This is a genomic window from Thioalkalivibrio sp. ALgr1 (assembly GCF_000378285.1).
Lineage (GTDB): Bacteria > Pseudomonadota > Gammaproteobacteria > Ectothiorhodospirales > Ectothiorhodospiraceae > Thioalkalivibrio.
The window spans coordinates 14,998-32,701 of sequence record NZ_KB905136.1; the positions used below are offsets into that span (position 1 = coordinate 14,998).

Annotated in this window: 14 protein-coding genes; 2 read left to right on the plus strand and 12 right to left on the minus strand. The window is 65.6% G+C overall.

Annotated features, from left to right (window positions below):
• Positions 1-325 precede the first annotated feature (325 nt).
• The 5 genes from F466_RS0111105 to F466_RS0111125 all read right to left on the minus strand — a co-directional run bounded on the left by F466_RS0111105 (position 326) and on the right by F466_RS0111125 (position 3,670).
• The gene (locus F466_RS0111105) at positions 326-517 is read right to left on the minus strand and encodes a DUF2283 domain-containing protein (protein WP_018994123.1); all 192 of its coding nucleotides are present in this window, start codon (positions 515-517) and stop codon (positions 326-328) included.
• A 214-nt stretch (positions 518-731) separates the two neighbouring features.
• Positions 732-1,088: a DUF4258 domain-containing protein gene (locus tag F466_RS13750; RefSeq protein WP_198004214.1), complete on the minus strand. Its 357-nt coding sequence runs from the start codon at positions 1,086-1,088 to the stop codon at positions 732-734.
• A gap of 42 nt (positions 1,089-1,130) precedes the next feature.
• Positions 1,131-2,846: a bifunctional sulfate adenylyltransferase/adenylylsulfate kinase gene (locus tag F466_RS0111115; RefSeq protein WP_018994125.1), complete on the minus strand. Its 1,716-nt coding sequence runs from the start codon at positions 2,844-2,846 to the stop codon at positions 1,131-1,133.
• A 135-nt stretch (positions 2,847-2,981) separates the two neighbouring features.
• A complete protein-coding gene (locus tag F466_RS0111120; protein ID WP_018994126.1) occupies positions 2,982-3,395 on the minus strand; it encodes a type II toxin-antitoxin system VapC family toxin in 414 nt (137 codons plus the stop codon).
• The gene (locus F466_RS0111125) at positions 3,395-3,670 is read right to left on the minus strand and encodes a type II toxin-antitoxin system Phd/YefM family antitoxin (RefSeq protein WP_018994127.1); all 276 of its coding nucleotides are present in this window, start codon (positions 3,668-3,670) and stop codon (positions 3,395-3,397) included. Before F466_RS0111125 ends, F466_RS0111120 begins: the two co-directional genes overlap by 1 nt.
• 380 nt (positions 3,671-4,050) lie before the next feature.
• On the opposite strand from F466_RS0111125, the gene F466_RS0111130 reads away from it, so the two are divergent.
• The gene (locus tag F466_RS0111130; protein ID WP_018994128.1) at positions 4,051-5,157 is read left to right on the plus strand and encodes a Wzz/FepE/Etk N-terminal domain-containing protein; all 1,107 of its coding nucleotides are present in this window, start codon (positions 4,051-4,053) and stop codon (positions 5,155-5,157) included.
• Between the two features lie 294 nt (positions 5,158-5,451).
• Here F466_RS0111130 and F466_RS0111135 read toward each other — a convergent pair whose 3' ends face one another.
• The 7 genes from F466_RS0111135 to smc form a co-directional block, all read right to left on the minus strand.
• Positions 5,452-6,618, minus strand: a complete 1,167-nt coding sequence (locus tag F466_RS0111135) for a nucleotide sugar dehydrogenase (protein ID WP_018994129.1) — start codon at positions 6,616-6,618, stop codon at positions 5,452-5,454.
• A 306-nt stretch (positions 6,619-6,924) separates the two neighbouring features.
• Positions 6,925-7,257, minus strand: coding sequence for a MarR family EPS-associated transcriptional regulator (locus F466_RS0111140; protein WP_018994130.1), 333 nt, complete (start codon positions 7,255-7,257; stop codon positions 6,925-6,927).
• 118 nt (positions 7,258-7,375) lie between these two features.
• A complete protein-coding gene (locus F466_RS0111145; RefSeq protein WP_018994131.1) occupies positions 7,376-9,292 on the minus strand; it encodes a nucleoside-diphosphate sugar epimerase/dehydratase in 1,917 nt (638 codons plus the stop codon).
• A gap of 308 nt (positions 9,293-9,600) precedes the next feature.
• Complete coding sequence (locus tag F466_RS0111150) at positions 9,601-10,053, minus strand: transposase (protein ID WP_018994132.1); 453 nt, start codon at positions 10,051-10,053, stop codon at positions 9,601-9,603.
• 197 nt (positions 10,054-10,250) lie between these two features.
• A complete protein-coding gene (gene ligA, locus F466_RS0111155) occupies positions 10,251-12,335 on the minus strand; it encodes an NAD-dependent DNA ligase LigA (RefSeq protein ID WP_018994133.1) in 2,085 nt (694 codons plus the stop codon).
• A complete protein-coding gene (locus F466_RS0111160; RefSeq protein ID WP_018994134.1) occupies positions 12,332-13,525 on the minus strand; it encodes a cell division protein ZipA C-terminal FtsZ-binding domain-containing protein in 1,194 nt (397 codons plus the stop codon). The genes ligA and F466_RS0111160 overlap by 4 nt, the downstream gene beginning before the upstream one ends.
• Before the next feature lie 66 nt (positions 13,526-13,591).
• Positions 13,592-17,086: a chromosome segregation protein SMC gene (smc, locus tag F466_RS0111165; protein WP_018994135.1), complete on the minus strand. Its 3,495-nt coding sequence runs from the start codon at positions 17,084-17,086 to the stop codon at positions 13,592-13,594.
• Between the two features lie 191 nt (positions 17,087-17,277).
• Between smc and queF the strand changes: the two genes are divergently transcribed.
• Positions 17,278-17,700, plus strand: a complete 423-nt coding sequence (gene queF / locus F466_RS0111170) for a preQ(1) synthase (protein ID WP_018994136.1) — start codon at positions 17,278-17,280, stop codon at positions 17,698-17,700.
• Positions 17,701-17,704 lie beyond the last annotated feature (4 nt).

Consider the following 17,704-nt stretch of genomic DNA (forward strand, 5'->3'; position numbering starts at 1 on the left):
CGATTGGACCATGGTTGGGGGGTTGGGCTCAAGGTTTGGGGGGTGGCTCGGGCACCAGAAAGCACGCTGGCCGGCCGCAGGTAACGATGAAGAGCCCAGTGCTCTGGTCAGATGGATTCGGGTTGTGCCCCATCGCGCAGGGAATAGCGCTTCTGCGACCGCGGTGCAATTTGCCGTATGAGCGTGTCTGTAGGCGAAGCCTCTGCCGGCGTCCGACGCGGGCAGGGGCTTCGCGGCCAAGGCCGCTCCCACAGGGGGGCTAGCATTGGGTAGGGGACGCCAGGCCTCCTACAGGTGGGGTTGAGACCTCTGGCTGTGGCGGGAATCAAGCGGCCCGGGATCGCAGGAGCGGCCAGGCACCCTGTTTGGATGCTTCAAGGATCACGACTTCGACGATCGTTCCGTCTTCTGCGTAGCTCACGTGCGTATTCCAGTCCTGTGAGCATTCCCGCGTAATCGGCTTTTCCGAGAGGTGGAGTACGAGAATGTCGTCCGCTTCGTCATAAGTAGTGCGCATTGTCACTCTCCCCAGTCAAAGTGGTGCATAACGGTTTTGACCACCAACTGCTCCTTAAGGAAACACTGATTAATGTACACACTCGCGTTGGTACCCCAGGTTTTCCGAGACAAGGCGCGTCGTGCAGCGGGTAGTGGTTCTACCCGCCCGTTTCTGATTGATTCGGGGCGCAACGCAGGATCGGGGAACCTGGGGTACCAACCCCACAAGCCATTTAATGCGGGGGCTCGGCCGCTTTTGCGCGGGAACAGCGTTGCGGCTCCTTTGTGCAGAGTGACTGCACGGCAGTCACCGCGCCTTGTTCGCACGCAAAAGCGACTCGAGCGCGAGCGTGTACATTAATCAGTGTTTCCTTAAGGATCACGGCTGCACAGATAAGATTATCGGACCGCCCCTCGAAGTGTTTCGCCACCCAAAGCCGTATCTCGTCCTTGTAACGCAAGTCGCCGCGCTCAATCAATTCAAACAGTTCGTGTTCAGAGATACCGCGCTGCTTCATGCGCTCTTGTGCGTGGCGAGTGATCGCTACCTGCCGTTCAAATCTCTGGGAATGCATTCCATTGCGTTCCATAAAATCTTCCGTAGAGGAGGCTAGCCTCTGGCCGATTGTGCGTTAAGGGTTGCGGATGAAGCCCATGGCTTCGAGCTTGAGCAGGATGCGGTGGGCGGCTTCGTCCGGGGTCATCTCGCGGGTGTCGAGGCGCAGCTCGGGGTTTTGTGGCTCCTGGTAGGGGTCGTCGATGCCGGTAAATGCCTTGATGATGCCGGCGCGGGCCTTGGCGTAGAGGCCCTTGCGGTCGCGTGCCTCGCAGGTTTCCAGCGGCGTGGCGACGTGGACCTCTATAAAGCCCCCTACCCGCTCGATGCGTTCGCGCACGCGGCGGCGCATGTCGGTGTACGGGGCGATGGGGGCGCAGATGGCGCAGCCGCCGTTCTTGGTGATCTCGCTGGCGACATAGCCGATGCGCTGGACGTTGATGTCGCGGTGTTCCCTGGAGAAGCCGAGCTCGCTGGAGAGCTCCTTGCGCACGATGTCGCCATCGAGCAGCGTGACGGCGCGCCCGCCCAGTTCCATCAGTTTGACCCGCAGGGCATTGGCCATGGTGGATTTGCCGGAACCGGACAGGCCGGTAAAGAACACGGTGAAGCCCTGGCGGTCCCGCGGCGGGAAGCTGCGGCGAAGCTCCTGCACGACTTCCGGGTAGGAGAACCACTCGGGGATCTCCAGGCCTTCGCGCAGGCGGCGGCGGAATTCCGAGCTGGGGAGGCTGAGGGTGTGTTCGCCCTCGCGCACCTCGTCAGCCGGTACGAAGTCTGCCCGATCCTGCACGTAGGTCATCGCCTGGACTGGGACCATCTCGATGCCGATCTCTTCGGCATGGCGCTGGATTAGTTCCTGTGCCTCGTAGGGGCCGTAGAAGCCCCGCTCGTCCGGGCCTGCATCGGGGCTGGCATGGTCACGGCCAACGATCAGGTGCGTGCAACCGTAGTTGCGGCGGATGATCGCGTGCCACAACGCCTCGCGCGGGCCGGCCATGCGCATCGCCAGCGGCAGAAGGCTCAATTGGGTGGTCTGCTCCGGCGCCTGGCGCAGCACATGCTCGTAGCAGCGCACGCGGGCGTAATGATCCACGTCGCCCGGGGCGGTCACGCCCACGACCGGATGGATCAGCAGGTTGGCCTCGGTCTGGCGCACGGCGCGACGGGTGAGCTCCACCTGGGCGCGGTGCATCGGGTTGCGCGTCTGGAAGGCGACCACACGGTTCCAGCCGAGCTTCTGGAAGTATTCCCGCAGCTCTCTCGGGCTGTAGCGGTAGTTGCGAAAGTCGTGGTGGACCGGGGCCTCCAGGCCGTGCAGCGTTCCGCCCAGATAGACGGGGCCCGTACGATGCAGCAGCTCGTTGACGCCTGGGTGCGCGGTATCGGTGGTGCCAAGCACCTGTTCCGCCTCGCGCGTGCGATCGGGCGTCCAGCGATGCTCCACGCCCATCACCGCGATGAGCATGCCCTCGGCATCGCGCAACGCGATGCGGCTGCCCTCCTCCACCTGCGCGGCGAAGGCTTCGGTCACGTCCAGCGCGATCGGCATCGGCCACAGCGTGCCGTCGGCCAGGCGCATGTTGTCGAGCACGCCGTCGTAGTCCGCCGGGCCCATGAAGCCCGTCAGCGGGGAGAAGCCCCCATTCAGCAACAGCTCCGCATCGCACTGCTGGCGCAGGGTCAGGTCCCAGGAGGGCATATCCCGCGCCGCTTCATTCAGGTCGCGCGCAGTCGCCTCGTCCACATACCGCTCGCAGAGCGTGCCGCCATACGGCGTAATCAATTCCAATCCGTCATCCGTTCTCGTTTTGCATTCTGCAAGGAGCCAGCCCTCTGGCCGATTGGGGTATCACAAGCACCCCATCGCGCAGAGGGCTGCGCTCCTACCGTTTCGGCCAGATGACGCCGTGCGGGAGTTTCCGGGTCACTGTGGAATGCGGTGCACGCGCAGGCCCGGAACCTTTTCAAAGTCGCCATCCCCCGTCACGAATGCGCCTCCCGGGTCGGCCGCGAGCAGGGACGCGGCCTGGATAGCGTCGGGTGTGCGCAGGCCATGGTGCGCACGCAGTTTTGTTGCCTCGTCCAGAACGGCCATATCCAGCGCAACGACCGACAACCCCGGGTCGCCGAAAAACACATCCAGTTGTTCAAGAACCCGGGTGTTCGATTCGCGTAGCGGGCGTACGCGGCATTCCAGACGACTCAAGGCGGACACCGCCGGCGACGGAGGGCCGTCGCTCTGCTCCAGATTTCTGAGCACCTGTCGGACCGACTCTCGGGTACGGGTATCACCCTCCAAGAGGTAGATGATGGCGCTGGCATCCAGAAACGCCAGCATCAATCGGACCAGCCTTCGCGTTCGGCTTGCAACTCACGGTCCAGGTCCGCCCGGCTTCGGGGTGCAGCCGGCGTTGCATCGTCTTCCAGCAATCGGTGCCACAACCGTCCCCTGGCCTCGGCGCCCTCGGCCAAACGCTGGTAGGACTCCTCACTCAGGATCACGTAACGCGGACGATTGCGCTGGATCACATGCACCGGCCCCTTCTTTAGCGCCCGATCCACTGCGCTAATGCCGCGCCGCTTGATCTCCTGCGCCGAAATCACGTTCTCCATACACCCTCCGGTACCTCTTTCAGTACCGATTATAGCACCCCTTCAGAAGGCCAGGCCTCTGGCCGATTACGCCGCGGAAAGCCCATACAACGCGCATTAGCGGAGCAGAAGCTCCTGACGCGTCCGGCACCTGTAGGAGCCGCCTCGGCGGCGAAGCCCCTGCCAAGGTCCGGCACGGGCATGAGCGTTCGCCTGCAAGCAGGCTCCAACAGGATGCTCAAGGGGTGGCTGCGAATTTGACCACGCATACGCAGGGTGGACAAACGCGGGGGCCAACAGACTTCTGCGACGGAACTAACGGGGGCATCGGTGCCTGGTTCCCTTTGTTCGGCGAAATCCGGAGAATGCGTGCACTTGCACCATGACTCGAGAACCAACCGATGCCACCGAACGCCGACAAATCCAGCCCATCCGCGTCTCCCAGAGAACGCGACGAGAGGCACTCCGGTCCCTACGACGATGAAATCAGCCTGATCGACCTGTGGCGGGTGCTTGCACGCCGCAAGTGGTGGATCGCTGCTGTTACGGTCATTGTATTTGTCCTGGGAACCGGCTACGGCTTGCTGCAAACCCCCACTTACACCTTTCTGACCACGATCCAGATCGGACTGGATAACAACCGGAATCCGATTGAAAGCCCTGAAGTGAAGGTCTCGTTCCTCAATGACGTCCTGATCCCTGGAATTCGACGCGACATGCAGGAGGAATACGAGGAGGGCCGCCCACCGGAAGCGCGAAGCCGACATGTCGAGGGCACAAATTTCCTCCAACTGACGAGCTCTTCCCCTCTCGATCGCCGCGAAGAGGTACGGGAACTCCATACACTCGTCACCCGTGGCCTGCGCTCGGAGTTCAACCCCAGGGTCGAAGACCTGCGCTCCAACCTGGAGGACGACCGCGAAGAGCTCATCTTGAGCCATCAGGCAAGAATGCAGGAAATGGCATACGAAGCCGACTCGATTGACGAGCGGATCACCCTGACCAACGAGCGCCTGGCGTTGCTTGAAGAGGAGAAAAAGCTCCTCGCGGAACACATCGACCAGCTAGAACCTCTCCGCGAACGGCTTGAAGAAACTCTGGCCAATCCACAAGACAACTCGCCGTTGTGGGCACTGATGCCACAGACGTCGATCGTCGAGATGCGACACAGCGCGGAGCGTGGCCTCCTCACGGACCTGCCTAATCGCATCCAGGAAACGCGACTACAGTTGGCTGAGCTGGAAGCGTCCAGCCAGAAGATTCAAGAGCAGATGGCGCAAGAAGAGCAACGGCACGAACGTTCCCTTTCCGCGCTTAACCGTGAACTAGAGCGAATCCAGGAGGTGGTCGCCCGCGGCTCGGATTACGCCCTGGCGTCCGAGCGTCCCGAGGGACCTGGCCGCTCCCTATTCGCCGCGCTCTCACTGGTTCTTGGCCTGATGCTGGGCGTTTTCGGCGCTTTCTTCCGGGAATTCCTCGCGAATGTACGGGCCGCGGAGAACAGTTAGAAACTCGCATTGCTCATCCGGCCAAGCCGCATCACTCTCCACTGTCACCCCGGAAACCGCGGGGCGGTTATCCGGGGTCTTTGTCGTTTGGAGTGCCGCACCGTCGGAGATCCCGGCTCTTCGCTGCGCTACGGCGGGGATGGTGTACGCCTCTAATGGTTGATGGATCCATTGGAGGACGAACCTGCCGCGATTCTGTGGGAGCGTGCTTGCACGCGAAGGGGTGCCAAGGGATAGCTTTGGCGGGGGCTTCGCGAGCAAGCTCGCTCCCACAGGTTGTTGGCCGGGTTCTGGTTAGTCGCTGTTGAAGAGGTCGCGGGTGTAGATCTTGTCGGTCTGGTCGCGGATGTCGTCGGTGATGCGGTTGGCGACGATGACGTCGGCGATGCGCTTGAACTCGTCGAGGTCGCGGATCACACGAGAGCGGTAGAAGTCATCGTCCGGAAGTTCCGGCTCGTAGACGACGACCTCGATGCCCTTGGCCTTGATGCGCTTCATCACGCCCTGGATGGCGGAGGCACGGAAGTTGTCGGAGCCGCTCTTCATCACCAGACGGTAGATCCCGACAACCCTGGGGTTACGCCGAATGACAGCGTCGGCCACGAAATCCTTGCGCGTGCGGTTGGCATCCACGATGGCGCCGATGATGTTATTGGGGATCTCTTCGTAGTTGGCCAGTAGCTGCTTGGTGTCCTTCGGCAGACAGTAGCCGCCGTAGCCGAAGGACGGGTTGTTGTAGTGACTGCCGATGCGCGGGTCCAGGCAGACGCCGTCGATGATCTGCCGGGTGTCCAGTCCGTGGATCTCGGCGTAGCTGTCCAGCTCATTGAAGTACGCCACGCGCATCGCCAGGTAGGTGTTGGCGAACAGCTTGATCGCCTCGGCCTCGGTGGAGTTGGTGAACAGCATCGGGATGTCATCGTCGATCGCACCCCCGGCGAGCAGGTTGGCGAAGGTCTCGGCGCGTTCGGACTGTTCACCGACGATGATGCGGGACGGGTGCAGGTTGTCGTACAGCGCCCGGCCCTCGCGCAGGAACTCGGGCGAGAAGAGGATGTTGTCGCTCTGCATCTGCGCCTTGATCTCGCGCGTGTAACCGACCGGCACGGTGGACTTGATCACCATGGTGGCGTGCGGGTTGATCGCCAGCACGTCGCGGATCACGGATTCGACCGTGGTGGTGTTGAAGTAGTTGGTCTGCGGGTCGTAGTCCGTGGGGGTGGCGACAATAATGAAGTCCGCCCCATCGTAGGCCTGCTGTTTGTCGAGCGTGGCGGTCAGATTGAGCGACCGGTTCTGCAGGAAATCCTGGATCTCGGCGTCGATGATCGGCGATTCCCTGCGGTTGATCTGCTCAACCTTCTCGGGCACCACGTCCAGCGCCACCACCTCGTGGTGCTGTGCCAGCAGCACTGCATTGGAAAGGCCTACATAGCCGGTACCGGCGACTGCGATCTTCATCCCGAATTCCTTGTCGTTCCCATTTATTGATGTGCTCATTGGTTGAGGTCAGGCACCTTTTGCGGCTGTCCGGTACCGCATCGGCGCAAATACCCGCCTTCCCGCCCCGAAACGGTAGGAGGCCAGCCCTCTGGCCGATGGGGCCTGTCCAGCACCCCATCGCGCAGAGGGCTGCGTTCCTACAGTGACAGCCCGCTGGGCGGTCGGGGTCCCTAACCGACTCGCTGCGTTAGCGCGCGCAGAATACCGGCGCCTGGCGATGGCAGGTCGTGCACAGTGCGCGTTCCATAAAGGGCTATCGTGGCTTCAGTCACGTTCCTGACGCCGCACCTCGGCCCGTAGCTGTTCGATCTCGGCCATCAAGGCCTCGTGCTCCGCGCGTTTGCGCTGCAGGAAGTAGTACGCCAGTCGAGCCTTTTCGCTCACGCCGCTCGGGGTGAGCTTGTAGAGATAACCGCGCTTGTTGCCGCTGCGCGTGAAATTCTGCGCCTTAACCCAACCACGCGCGAGCAATGCCCGCAGGGCATGATTCGTACCGCCGATGGAGACCCCCAGCTCGCGCGCCAGCGCGCGCTGCGAGCGCGTGGGGTCTTCCTCCAGCAAACGCAGGAGTTTGAATTGGAGTTCGTCGGAAGGCATTGGCTCGCAGTTTTTGGCTGCGCGGGGAGCAGCACGGCTTTAGCTGTTCATTCAATGAACGGCGATTGCAGCACGGGACCCTGTCTGCTGCAAGCCTCCATGCCACGGAGTAATACGGTCATTCCGATGATGACGCCACTTTGCCGTACGTCTGTGGGGTGTGATCAGCCGGTGCGTACTCATGTACGACACTGCGCAGTGCGCGGCAGGCCAGATCGACTTCCATTTCGCGATCCGCGCGATCGAGCTGCACGAGCGCTGCGCGCACATCCTCAGGGGTTACGCAGTCCTCACGGGCACGCATGATTCGAGGGTGCACGGTGGCTTCCACGTTGTCCCCGATCAGCAGTTCCTCGTAGAGCTTCTCACCCGGGCGCAGTCCGGTAAACACAATCTCGATGCCGTCTTCGGGGTAGCCGTCTTCCTTCACCTGGCGCCCGTGCAGCCGGATCATTCGGCGCGCGAGGTCGACGATGCGCACGGGCTCGCCCATGTCCAGCACGTAGACCTCGCCGCCTTCGGCCATCGCCCCGGCCTGAATCACAAGCTCGGCTGCCTCCGGGATGGACATGAAGTAGCGCGTGATCTCGGGATGGGTAACGGTGACCGGCCCGCCATCGCGAATCTGCTGGTGGAACAGCGGCACCACCGAGCCCGAGGAGCCCAGGACGTTGCCAAAGCGCACCATGCTGAAGATGGTCCCGCGCTTCTCGCGGGCACGGTCCTGCAGGACCATCTCGGCCATGCGCTTGGTCGCGCCCATTACGTTCGTAGGCCTGACGGCCTTGTCGGTGGAGATCAGGATGAAGCGCTCGACCCCGGCCTTGAGGGCGGCATCCGCGAGAATGGCCGTACCGAATACGTTGTTCCTCACGCCTTCGATCAGATTGGCTTCCACGATCGGCACGTGCTTGTAGGCGGCAGCGTGATAAAGCGTCTGTACGCCAAACTCCTGCAACACCGCCGCCACCCGGCGCGGATTGGCAACAGACCCAAGAACTGCGTGAATCACCGGCATCCGGCCGGTTGGCACCGATCGCTCCTGCAACTCGCGCTCGATGCTGTAGAGGGCGAACTCGTTGCGCTCGTAGAGTATCAGCGCGGCGGGCTCCTCCAGCACAATACGCCGGCACAATTCGGAGCCGATGGAGCCGCCGGCCCCCGTAACCATAACCACGCGACCGCGAATGCTGCGCTGCAGCAACTCGGGCTCCGGCGGGACCGGATCACGCCCGAGAAGGTCCGCCACATCGATGTCTTCCAGCTGTTCCAGGCTGGCCTGCCCAGAGACGACCGCCTCCATCGACGGCACGGACTGGACATAGAGCGGCAGATGCTCAAGCTGCTCCAGGATGTGTCGGCGTTTATTGCGGCTAGCCGAGGGGAGCGCCAGCAGCAGACGCCCCACACCGAATCGATTCACCAGCTTCGGCAGGTAATCCGGAGAATGAACCGGCACACCATCGATCGAACTCCCCTGCAGGGCCCGGTCTTCGTCCACGAACGCGACGATGCGGAAACGACCACCGGCCTTAAGCGCGGAGAGGAGCTGGACCCCCGTCTCGCCCGCGCCATAGACGACCACGGGTTCTGCGCCCGACACGGCATCCACAACCGAGCGATACCAGGCCCGAACCAGGAAGCGGCTACCAGCCACATAGAGAAACGCCACGATGGCGAAATTGATCGGAACCGATCGAGGAAAACCCTCCAGCTGGACGACCGCCACGGCTGCCCAGATCAGCATCGCCAGGATCACCACCCCGGAGCTGACCGCCCAGATGGCGCGCGAGCCCATAAACCGCACCACCGCGCGGTACAGACCCAGACGGGTAAACAGCGGGATTCCCACGATGACGATCAATGGGAACAGCCACCAGGTCTGCTGCATGATCGGCGGGAAGGGTTCCGCCAGGCGAATCATGAATCCGGACCACAGGGCGAGCGGCAGCATGACCACATCCGCGGCGATCATCAGCCAGCGCTTCTTGCCGCGCGGCAGTCTCAGCAGACGTTCCAGCCCACGATTCAGCATGGTGTGTTGTGCGCGTCCGGCATCCTGATCCTGACCTAAAACCCTATATACAAAACTCAGCCCGACCACACTACATCAAGTGCCGGTCCCTGGCGCCCGCCGCACCCCATCGCGGCGCACGAAGCATAAGCAACCCCTGATGAAAATGCACTTCTGGCGATGGGCTGATCTCTTGGAGCTGTGTGTTGCCATTGTTCGCGCTGGCAGGGCTTCGCGGGCAAGCCCGCTCCCACACCCACTCGAGCCGCCCAGGATGGGCCGAGCTGTGGGAGCGGCCTTGGCCGCGAAGCCCTTTTGGAGCCGGAACCCTACAACCAAATCGCATCCCACAGCGGATAGTGGCGCAGGTTGCTCACGAGCCCCGCCCGCAGAGGATTGGCCACCACATAACGAGCCACGGCCTGGAGGTCCTCCTCCCGGCGCAAAGCGCGGTCATGGAAACCCGGCTGCCAAACCCGGCACGGCCGGCCACGCAACTCCCCGATTCGGCGAGTCGTGGAACCCTTCACCTTCTGCACAACGCGGGAGAGATCTCCAGCTTCGAGTTGCATCAGCCAGTGCATATGGTCCGGCATGACCACGAAGCAGAGCGTATTTGCTTCGCCTTCCAGCTCACGCATCGCATGGACGCAACAGCGCCCATGCTCAAACCGCGAAAACCAGGCCTCCCGGTCGGCGCAAACCGCCGTGACCAGGTAAACCCTTCCGTGCTCGCTGACCCGCCCAAACCGCAGCCGGTGGGATCGTGCCTTCCGTGGCATTCGAACCTCCCGTGATTGTTACAGCTATACCCTTTCCACTGCCCGAAACTTGTGTGGGAGCGGCCTTGGCCGCGAAGCCCCTGCCAGAGCCGACCCGGGGCAGGGGCTTCGCGGGCAAGCCCGCTCCCACAAAACCAGCCCCACAAGACCAATCCCACCAAGCCACTTCCTCCAACCCGATCCCACGGGAGGTCTTGTCAGGAGAGGAGCTGGGCGAGGTCGTCGGGGTCGAGGATGGGGATGCCGAGGGATTCGGCTTTGGTGACCTTGGAGCCGGGGTCGGCGCCGGCGATGACGGCGGTGGTCTTTTTGGAGACGGAGCCGGTGACTTTGGCGCCGCGGGCCTCGAGGGCGGCCTTGGCTTCTTCGCGGGTCATGGTGTCGAAGCTGCCGGTCAGGACGTAGGTGTTGCCGGCCAGCGGGGCCGCGTCACCCGACTCTGCCGCTTGTGGCCGGGGCGGATCGGGCCAGTGGACGCCGGCGTCGCGCAGGGCCTGGATCACGTCGCGGTTGTGGGGCTCGGCGAAGAAGTTGGCGATATGTTCGGCGACGATGGGGCCGACGTCCGGGACCTCCTGCAGGGCCTCGGCATCGGCCTGCATCAGTGCGTCCAGGTCGCCGTAGTACGTGGCCAGGTTGCGGGCGGTGACCTCGCCCACTTCGCGGATGCCGAGGGCGAAGATGAACCGCGCCAGCGTGGTCTCGCGCGCCTGTTCCAGGGCGTTGACGAGGTTCTCGGCGAGCTTGGGGCCGACCCGCTCCAGGGCCTCCAGGCGCTCGGCGTCGAGCGCGAACAGGTCGGCCGGGCTTTGCACGATACCGCCATCGGCGAGCTGCTCGATCAGTTTCTCGCCAAAGCCCTCGATGTCCATCGCCCGGCGCGAGACGAAGTGCTTCAGCGCCTCGCGGCGCTGCGCGGGGCAGACAAGCCCGCCGGTGCAGCGCGCGACGGCCTCGCCCTCCGGGCGTTCGATGTGCGAGTCGCACTCCGGGCAGCGGGACGGCATCTCGATCTCCCCGGTGTCCTCCGGGCGCTCGCCGCCGGCGCGGCCGACTACCTCGGGGATCACGTCGCCCGCGCGGCGTACGATCACACGATCGCCGATGCGGATGTCCTTGCGCGCGATCTCGTCCATGTTGTGCAGCGTGGCATTGCTAACCATGACCCCGCCGACCAGTACCGGCTCCAGCCGCGCGACCGGGGTCAGCGCCCCGGTGCGGCCAACGCGGAAGTCGACGGCGCGCAGGGTCGTCGTCTGCTCCTCGGCCGGGAACTTGTGGGCGATCGCCCAGCGCGGCGCGCGCGAGACGAAGCCCAGGTGCTGCTGATCCTCCAGCGAGTCGACCTTGTAGACAATGCCGTCGATCTCGTAGTCCAGCTCGCGACGACGCTCGGCCAGGCGCTCGTAGTAGGCAAGACAGCCCTCCACCCCGTCCAGCACCGCGCGCTCGGGGCAGACCGGAAAACCCAGGTGGTGCAGCCAGTCCAGCGTGCCGGACTGGGTGCCCGGCAAAGTGCCACCCTCGACATGCCCGACGGAGTAGGCAAAAAAGCTCAAGGGCCGCCGCGCCGTCACCTTCGGGTCCAGCTGACGCAGACTGCCGGCGGCGGCATTGCGCGGGTTCATGAAGCCGCGCTGGCCATCGGCCTCCAGGCCCTGGTTCAGGCGTTCGAAATCCGAGCGGCGCATGAACACCTCACCACGCACCTCCAGCACGCCGGGCGCATCGTCGGTGTAGCGATCCCCCAGGTGCAGCGGGATCGGGCGCACGGTGCGGACATTGCCGGTCACGTCCTCGCCGGTCTCGCCGTCGCCGCGCGTCGCGGCTTGCACCAGGCGGCCGTTCTCGTAGATCAGGCTGATCGCCAGGCCGTCCAGCTTGGGCTCGGCCATGTAGGCGACCGCCTGCTCAACGCGGTCGGGCTCGCCAGTCTGTTTGGTCAGGCGCTCACGCACGCGGCGGTCGAAGTCGCGGATCTCGTCGGGTTCGAAGCCGTTGGCCAGGGACAGCATCGGCAGCCGATGCCGCACCGTGTCGAAACCGGCGGCGGGGGCACCGCCGACACGCTGGGTGGGCGAATCCGGGGAGACGAGTTCAGGGTGTTCGGCCTCGAGCTGTTCGAGTTCGCGCATCAGCGTGTCGAACTCGGCGTCGGAGACCTCCGGGTCGTCGAGGACGTAGTAGCGGTAGTTGTGGTGCTCGATCTGGCGCCGCAGCTGCTCGATCCGTGCGCCCGCCTCCCCCGCCGCGCCCTCGCGGGACGCGGAGAGCGAACTCACCGCGCCCTCCGCCGCCGCAGCAGATCCGGGCGGTGGCGCATCAGCCACTCGTTCAGATCCTCACGCATGTAGGCGAGCGTCTGGTTGGTGGCGGTGGACTGCTGGGCGTCGAGGATGGAGCCGCCGAGATCCCGCGCCAGGCCGTGTGCATTCTCCAGCAGTGCCTCGAACGCGCGTTGCGGATCGGCGCTGTTGTGCACCTGCACGAACAACGTGATGCCAGGGGTCATCGTGTCCGTCAGGTCCTGTTCGCGCAGCGTGCCCGGCGGCACCATGTTCGCGGCGGAGAACAGGGCCTGGCGGCCGTCGATCTCGGCATCGTGGTAGTGGTAGATGTCCATCGCGCCCGGCTTGAGGCCCGCGCGCTGCAGCGCAGCCCCCAGGGCGACGCCGGTAAACGGCCGGTTGCGCGGCGCGACCACATGCAGCAGCAGGATCTTTTCGTCCGACCCCGGGCCACCGCGCAGCGGGTTGCGCCCCACCACACGCGGTTCGGACACAAACTCGCCCAGGGTCTCCATGTCGGGCGCCGGCTCCTCGATCAGCTCGGGGTCGACCTCGTGATCCGGGTGCAGTTGTTCGCCGAGCGTCTCTTCCGCACGCGGGCGGCGCAGGCGCGTCCCGCGCAGCGCGGCGATCCCGGAGCGCATACGGCCGCTCAATTGGCCCATCACGCCCTTCGCGGTTTCCGCGGCGCTGGACCTGGCTCGGCGTCGCGGCGCATCCTCCGGGTCCGGCTCGAAGGCGCCATGGGGCGGCGGCGGAACCGGCTCTTCGTCGTTGTCCAGGACGCCGTAGATATCCTGCGCTCGGTCGGCATGGCGCTCGCCCGGAGGCAGTGGCTCGTCGTCGTCCGCCGAGGTCACGCCCAGGTGCGGCTCCGCGCGGTCGTGCTGGGGAATGCGCACGTCGTCGAAGTCTTCATCGGGATCGGCAGTATCGGCGTCCCGCGTGTACTCGCGCGAGGTCTCCAGGGGATCGGCCCAGCCCGCCTCGGCCCCAAGGCTGTCGGAATCGCCCTCGCGTCTGCGCGGCGCGGGGTCGTCCTGGGCGCGAATGTGCACCGCGTCGTCACTCCAGTCGGTGGCGTCATCATCCAGATCCTGCGCGCGATCGCGCGTGCGCAGGCGATGGGCCATCCAGATACCGGCGACCAGCACGATCCCCAGGATCACCAGACTGATGCGCATCCAATCCACTCAATACCTCGTCTTTCCGGTTGTACGACCGCGCCCCAACCCGTGGGATCGCAGGGATCAGGCCTCGGCCAGTTCGACGGCCTCGTCGATATCCACGCTCACCAGGCGCGAGACGCCCGGTTCGTGCATGGTAACGCCGATCAGCTGTTCCGCCATCGCCATCGTGGCCTTGTTATGGGTGATAAAAATAAACTGGATCTGCTCGGACATGTCCTCCAGCAGCTCGCAGAAACGCCCGACGTTGGCCTCGTCGAGCGGCGCATCCACCTCGTCCAGCATGCAGAAGGGTGCCGGATTCAACTCAAAGATAGCGAACACCAGCGCCGATGCTGTGAGCGCCTTCTCGCCTCCGGACATTAGATGGATGGTGGACAGGCGCTTGCCCGGCGGGCGGGCCATGATGTTCACGCCGGTATCCAGCAGGTCGTCACCGGTCATCTCCAGGCGCGCCTCGCCGCCGCCAAACAGGCGCTGGAACTTCTGCCCCAGCCCGGCGTTCACCTGATCGAAGGTCTGCTTGAACAGCTGACGCGTCTCGCGGTCGATGCGGTGCATCGCCGCCTCCAGCGTCTCCAGCGCCTCGATCAGATCGGCATGCTGCTCCTCGAGGTAGCGTGAACGCTCCTCCAGGCTGCGCGCCTCGTCGATCGCCGCCAGGTTGATCGGCCCCAGGCGGTCGATCTTGCGGTCGAGTTCCGCGATCGCCTGCTCCCAGGCCGGTACCGTCGCATCCCCCGCGAGCCCATCCGCCAGCGGGCCGGCCTCGAATCCCGACTCCTGGAACTGGCTCTTCAGCTGTTCGATCTGCACCGAGCGCTCGCGCTGATCCAGGCGCAGCTCCTCGCAGGTGGAACGCTGCGCCTCGACGCGGCTGTCCAGCTCGCTGGCCTGTGTGGCCAGTTCCCGCAGCCGCGCATCGCAGGCCTCGAGATCCGCGCGCGCCCGGGTCAGGCGTTCTTCCGCCTGCTGGCGCTGCTCCGCGGCGGCCTGCAGATCCCCACGCCACTGCTCCAGCGGCCCCTCGCGCCCGGCCAGGCCCTGCTGCAGCTTTTCCAGGCGTTCGCGATCCTCCGCGCGCTGGCGTTCCAGGCGCTCGCGTTCGCTTTGCTCGCGCTCCAGCCGGTGGCGCGCCTCCTGCTCCGCCATGCGTGAACGCCCGGCAACATCGCGCGCCTCGCGGACCGCATCGCGGGCCTGACTATGGGCGTCGCGCGCGGCCTCCAGTCGACTCTCCAGTGTGCCGCGGTCGGCCTCCAGTGTTTCCAGCGTGGCGAGGGCCTGGTTGCGTTCCTGCTGCGCGGTCTCCAATTGCTCCCGGGCGCGAGCTGTTTCTTCTTCCAGTTCGCCCGCCTCGCGGTCGATCCGCGCCTGCTGCTGTTCCAGCTGCCGGGCCTGATCGCGCAGGCGCTGGATGCGCCGGTCGCGTTCGTCGATCTCGCCCTGCTGTTCGCGCAGCTGGGCATCCAGCCGGTCGCGCTCGGCCTGCGCGGCATCGATGGCCTCGCCCCGTTCCGCCAGGGTCGCCTGGTGCTGCTCGACCTGCCCCTGCAGCTGCTCTTCCTGCTCGCGCAGCTCGCGCGCCAGGCGCACCCGCGCGACCGCACCGGAGGCCCCACCTTCCAGCGTGCGATGCGCGACCCACCCCGGCCCCATCCAGGTGCCATCGGGCGTGATCACGCTCTCGTCCGGTGCGAGGTTCGCAACGCGGCCCCGGGCCTCGTCCAGATCTCGCGCGCAGTGGATGCGTGACAGCCACTGCGTCACCGCCGCGGAGCCGCGCACGCGGCCGGCGAGCGAGTCGTCCGAGGTCGCCGCGGCGGCATCCGCCTGCGTACTCACCAGGCGCAGCGCGGCATCCGGCCAGTCCTGCGTGGCCTCGGGCGCGTCCAGCACGGCGGCCTCCAGCCAGGCCCCCAGCACCAGCTCCACGGCCGTATCCCAGCCGTCGTCGACCTCCAGCTGCTGCACCAGGGGCCGCGAGAGGTCCAGCCCCTGTTCGCGTGCCCAGGCCTCACGGCGCTCGCGTGTCTGCGCCGGGTCGTCCTCGCCGGCGAAGTGTTCCAGCCCCGCCAGACGCCCCGCGACCTCGCGCGCCTCGCGCTCGGCCTGGTGCAGGGCGTCGCGGGCCTCGCGGCGGGCCTCGGTGAGCTGGTTCAGTTGTTCCTGCTGCTGCTCGTGCTGCTGGCGCAGCTGCTCCAGGCGCTCGGCCAGGGCATCGCGTTCGCCCTGCATCCGTTCGGCCTCCTCGCCCGGGTGGGTCTGTGGCAGGGCCGCGCGCTCGGCGTCGAGGCGTTCGCGGCGCTGTTCCAGGCGCGCGAGCTGGTGCTCGGCGTGATCCATGCGCGAACGCGCGAGCTGCGCATTCTGGCGCGGCTCGGCCAGGGCGCGTTCCCACTCGGACTGGGCCTCGCGAGCGGCCTGAAACTCGGTTTCGGCCTGCTCCGCTGCGGCCTCCAGGCGTTCGCGCTCGGCCTCGGCGGCCCCCGCCTCCTGCTGGCGCTGGTCGCGTTCGCGTTCGGCCTGGGCAATGCGCTGTTCCAGCGCCGCGAACGCCTCGCCGGCCGTCTGCAGGCGCTCTTCCAGCTGCCGCAGTTCCGCGCGCTCGCGGGCCAGTTCGTCCTCCGCATGGCGGATCGACTGCTCCAGGCGCGAGACCTCGGCGGCGCGGTCGTAGTAGGCGGACTGCGCCTCGGTAGTGGCCGCCTCCAGGTCCACGCGCGTCTGGCGCTGCTGTTCGGTCTCGGTGCGCACCTTTTGCGCCTCCGCCTGGGTGCCGGCCAGTTCGGTCTCGGCCGCCTGCAGGCGCTGTCGGCTCGCGTCCAGTTCCTGTTCCTGCGCACGCAGACGCAGCAGGATCGCCTCGGCGCGTTTCTGGCGCCGCTCGGCGGCGAGGGTCTGATACTTCTCGGCGGTGGCGGCCTGGCGATTGAGGCGTTCGGCCTGCTTGGCGACCTCGTCGCGCACGTCGTCCAGGCGCTCCAGGTTCTCGCGGGTGTGGCGCACGCGGTTCTCGGTCTCGCGCCGGCGCTCCTTGTACTTGGAGATGCCGGCGGCCTCCTCGAGATAGACGCGCAGTTCCTCGGGGCGGGCATCGATCAGGCGCGCGATCATGCCCTGCTCGATGATCGCGTAGCTGCGCGGGCCGAGGCCAGTGCCCAGGAACAGGTCCACCACGTCGCGCTTGCGCGCGCGCTGGCCGTTGAGGAAGTACTTGGACTGGCCATCGCGCGTCAGCGCGCGGCGCACGGCGATCTCGCCGTAGGCGCTGTACTCGCCGCCCAGGCGACCGTCGGAGTTGTCGAAGATCAGCTCGATCGAGGCCTGCCCGACCGGCTTGCGGCTGGAGGAGCCGTTGAAGATCACGTCCTCGCTGGAGTCGCCGCGCAGGTGCTTGGCCGAGGACTCGCCCATCACCCAGCGCACGGCGTCGATGGTGTTCGACTTGCCACAGCCGTTCGGCCCGACGATGCCCACCCGGTTTCCGGGCAGCACCAGCGTCGTCGGGTCGACGAAGGACTTGAAGCCGGCCAGCTTGATTCGGGCGAGTCGCACGTTCGGCGTAATCCGCGGTCAGGACACTCGGGGGTAGAATGGTACACGCTTGTGCCGGTAACGTGACCGGTCCATTCGCCATCACAACATAACGACGGTGGGAGCCTGCTGGCAGGCGATCGTCCGCACGCGGGCAGGCGCTTCGCGTGCAAGCACGCTCCCACATCTCTTATCCGCAACGAGAAACCGACATGCCCAGCCAGCCGAGCAAGACCCTGGAGACCTTCGACAACCCGGCGCCGGAGAACGACTTCGCGATCTATATCCGCATCCCGGAGTTCACCTGCCTGTGCCCGGCCACCGGTCAGCCCGACTTCGCGGAACTGCACCTGGAGTACGTGGCCGACCACAAGTGCGTGGAACTGAAGTCGCTGAAGAATTATATGTGGTCGTTCCGTGACGAAGGCGCCTTCCACGAGGCGGTGACCAACCAGATCCTGGCGGATCTGGTCGCGGCGACCGAGCCGCGCTTCATGCGCCTGACTTCGTATTTCAACGTACGTGGCGGCATCTATACCTCGGTGGTGGCCGAGCACCGCCAGCCCGGCTGGGCCCCGCCGGAGCGGGTCACGCTCCCGCCGCCGGGTCGCAGCCCACTGCATTCGGGCCTGTAGCCGG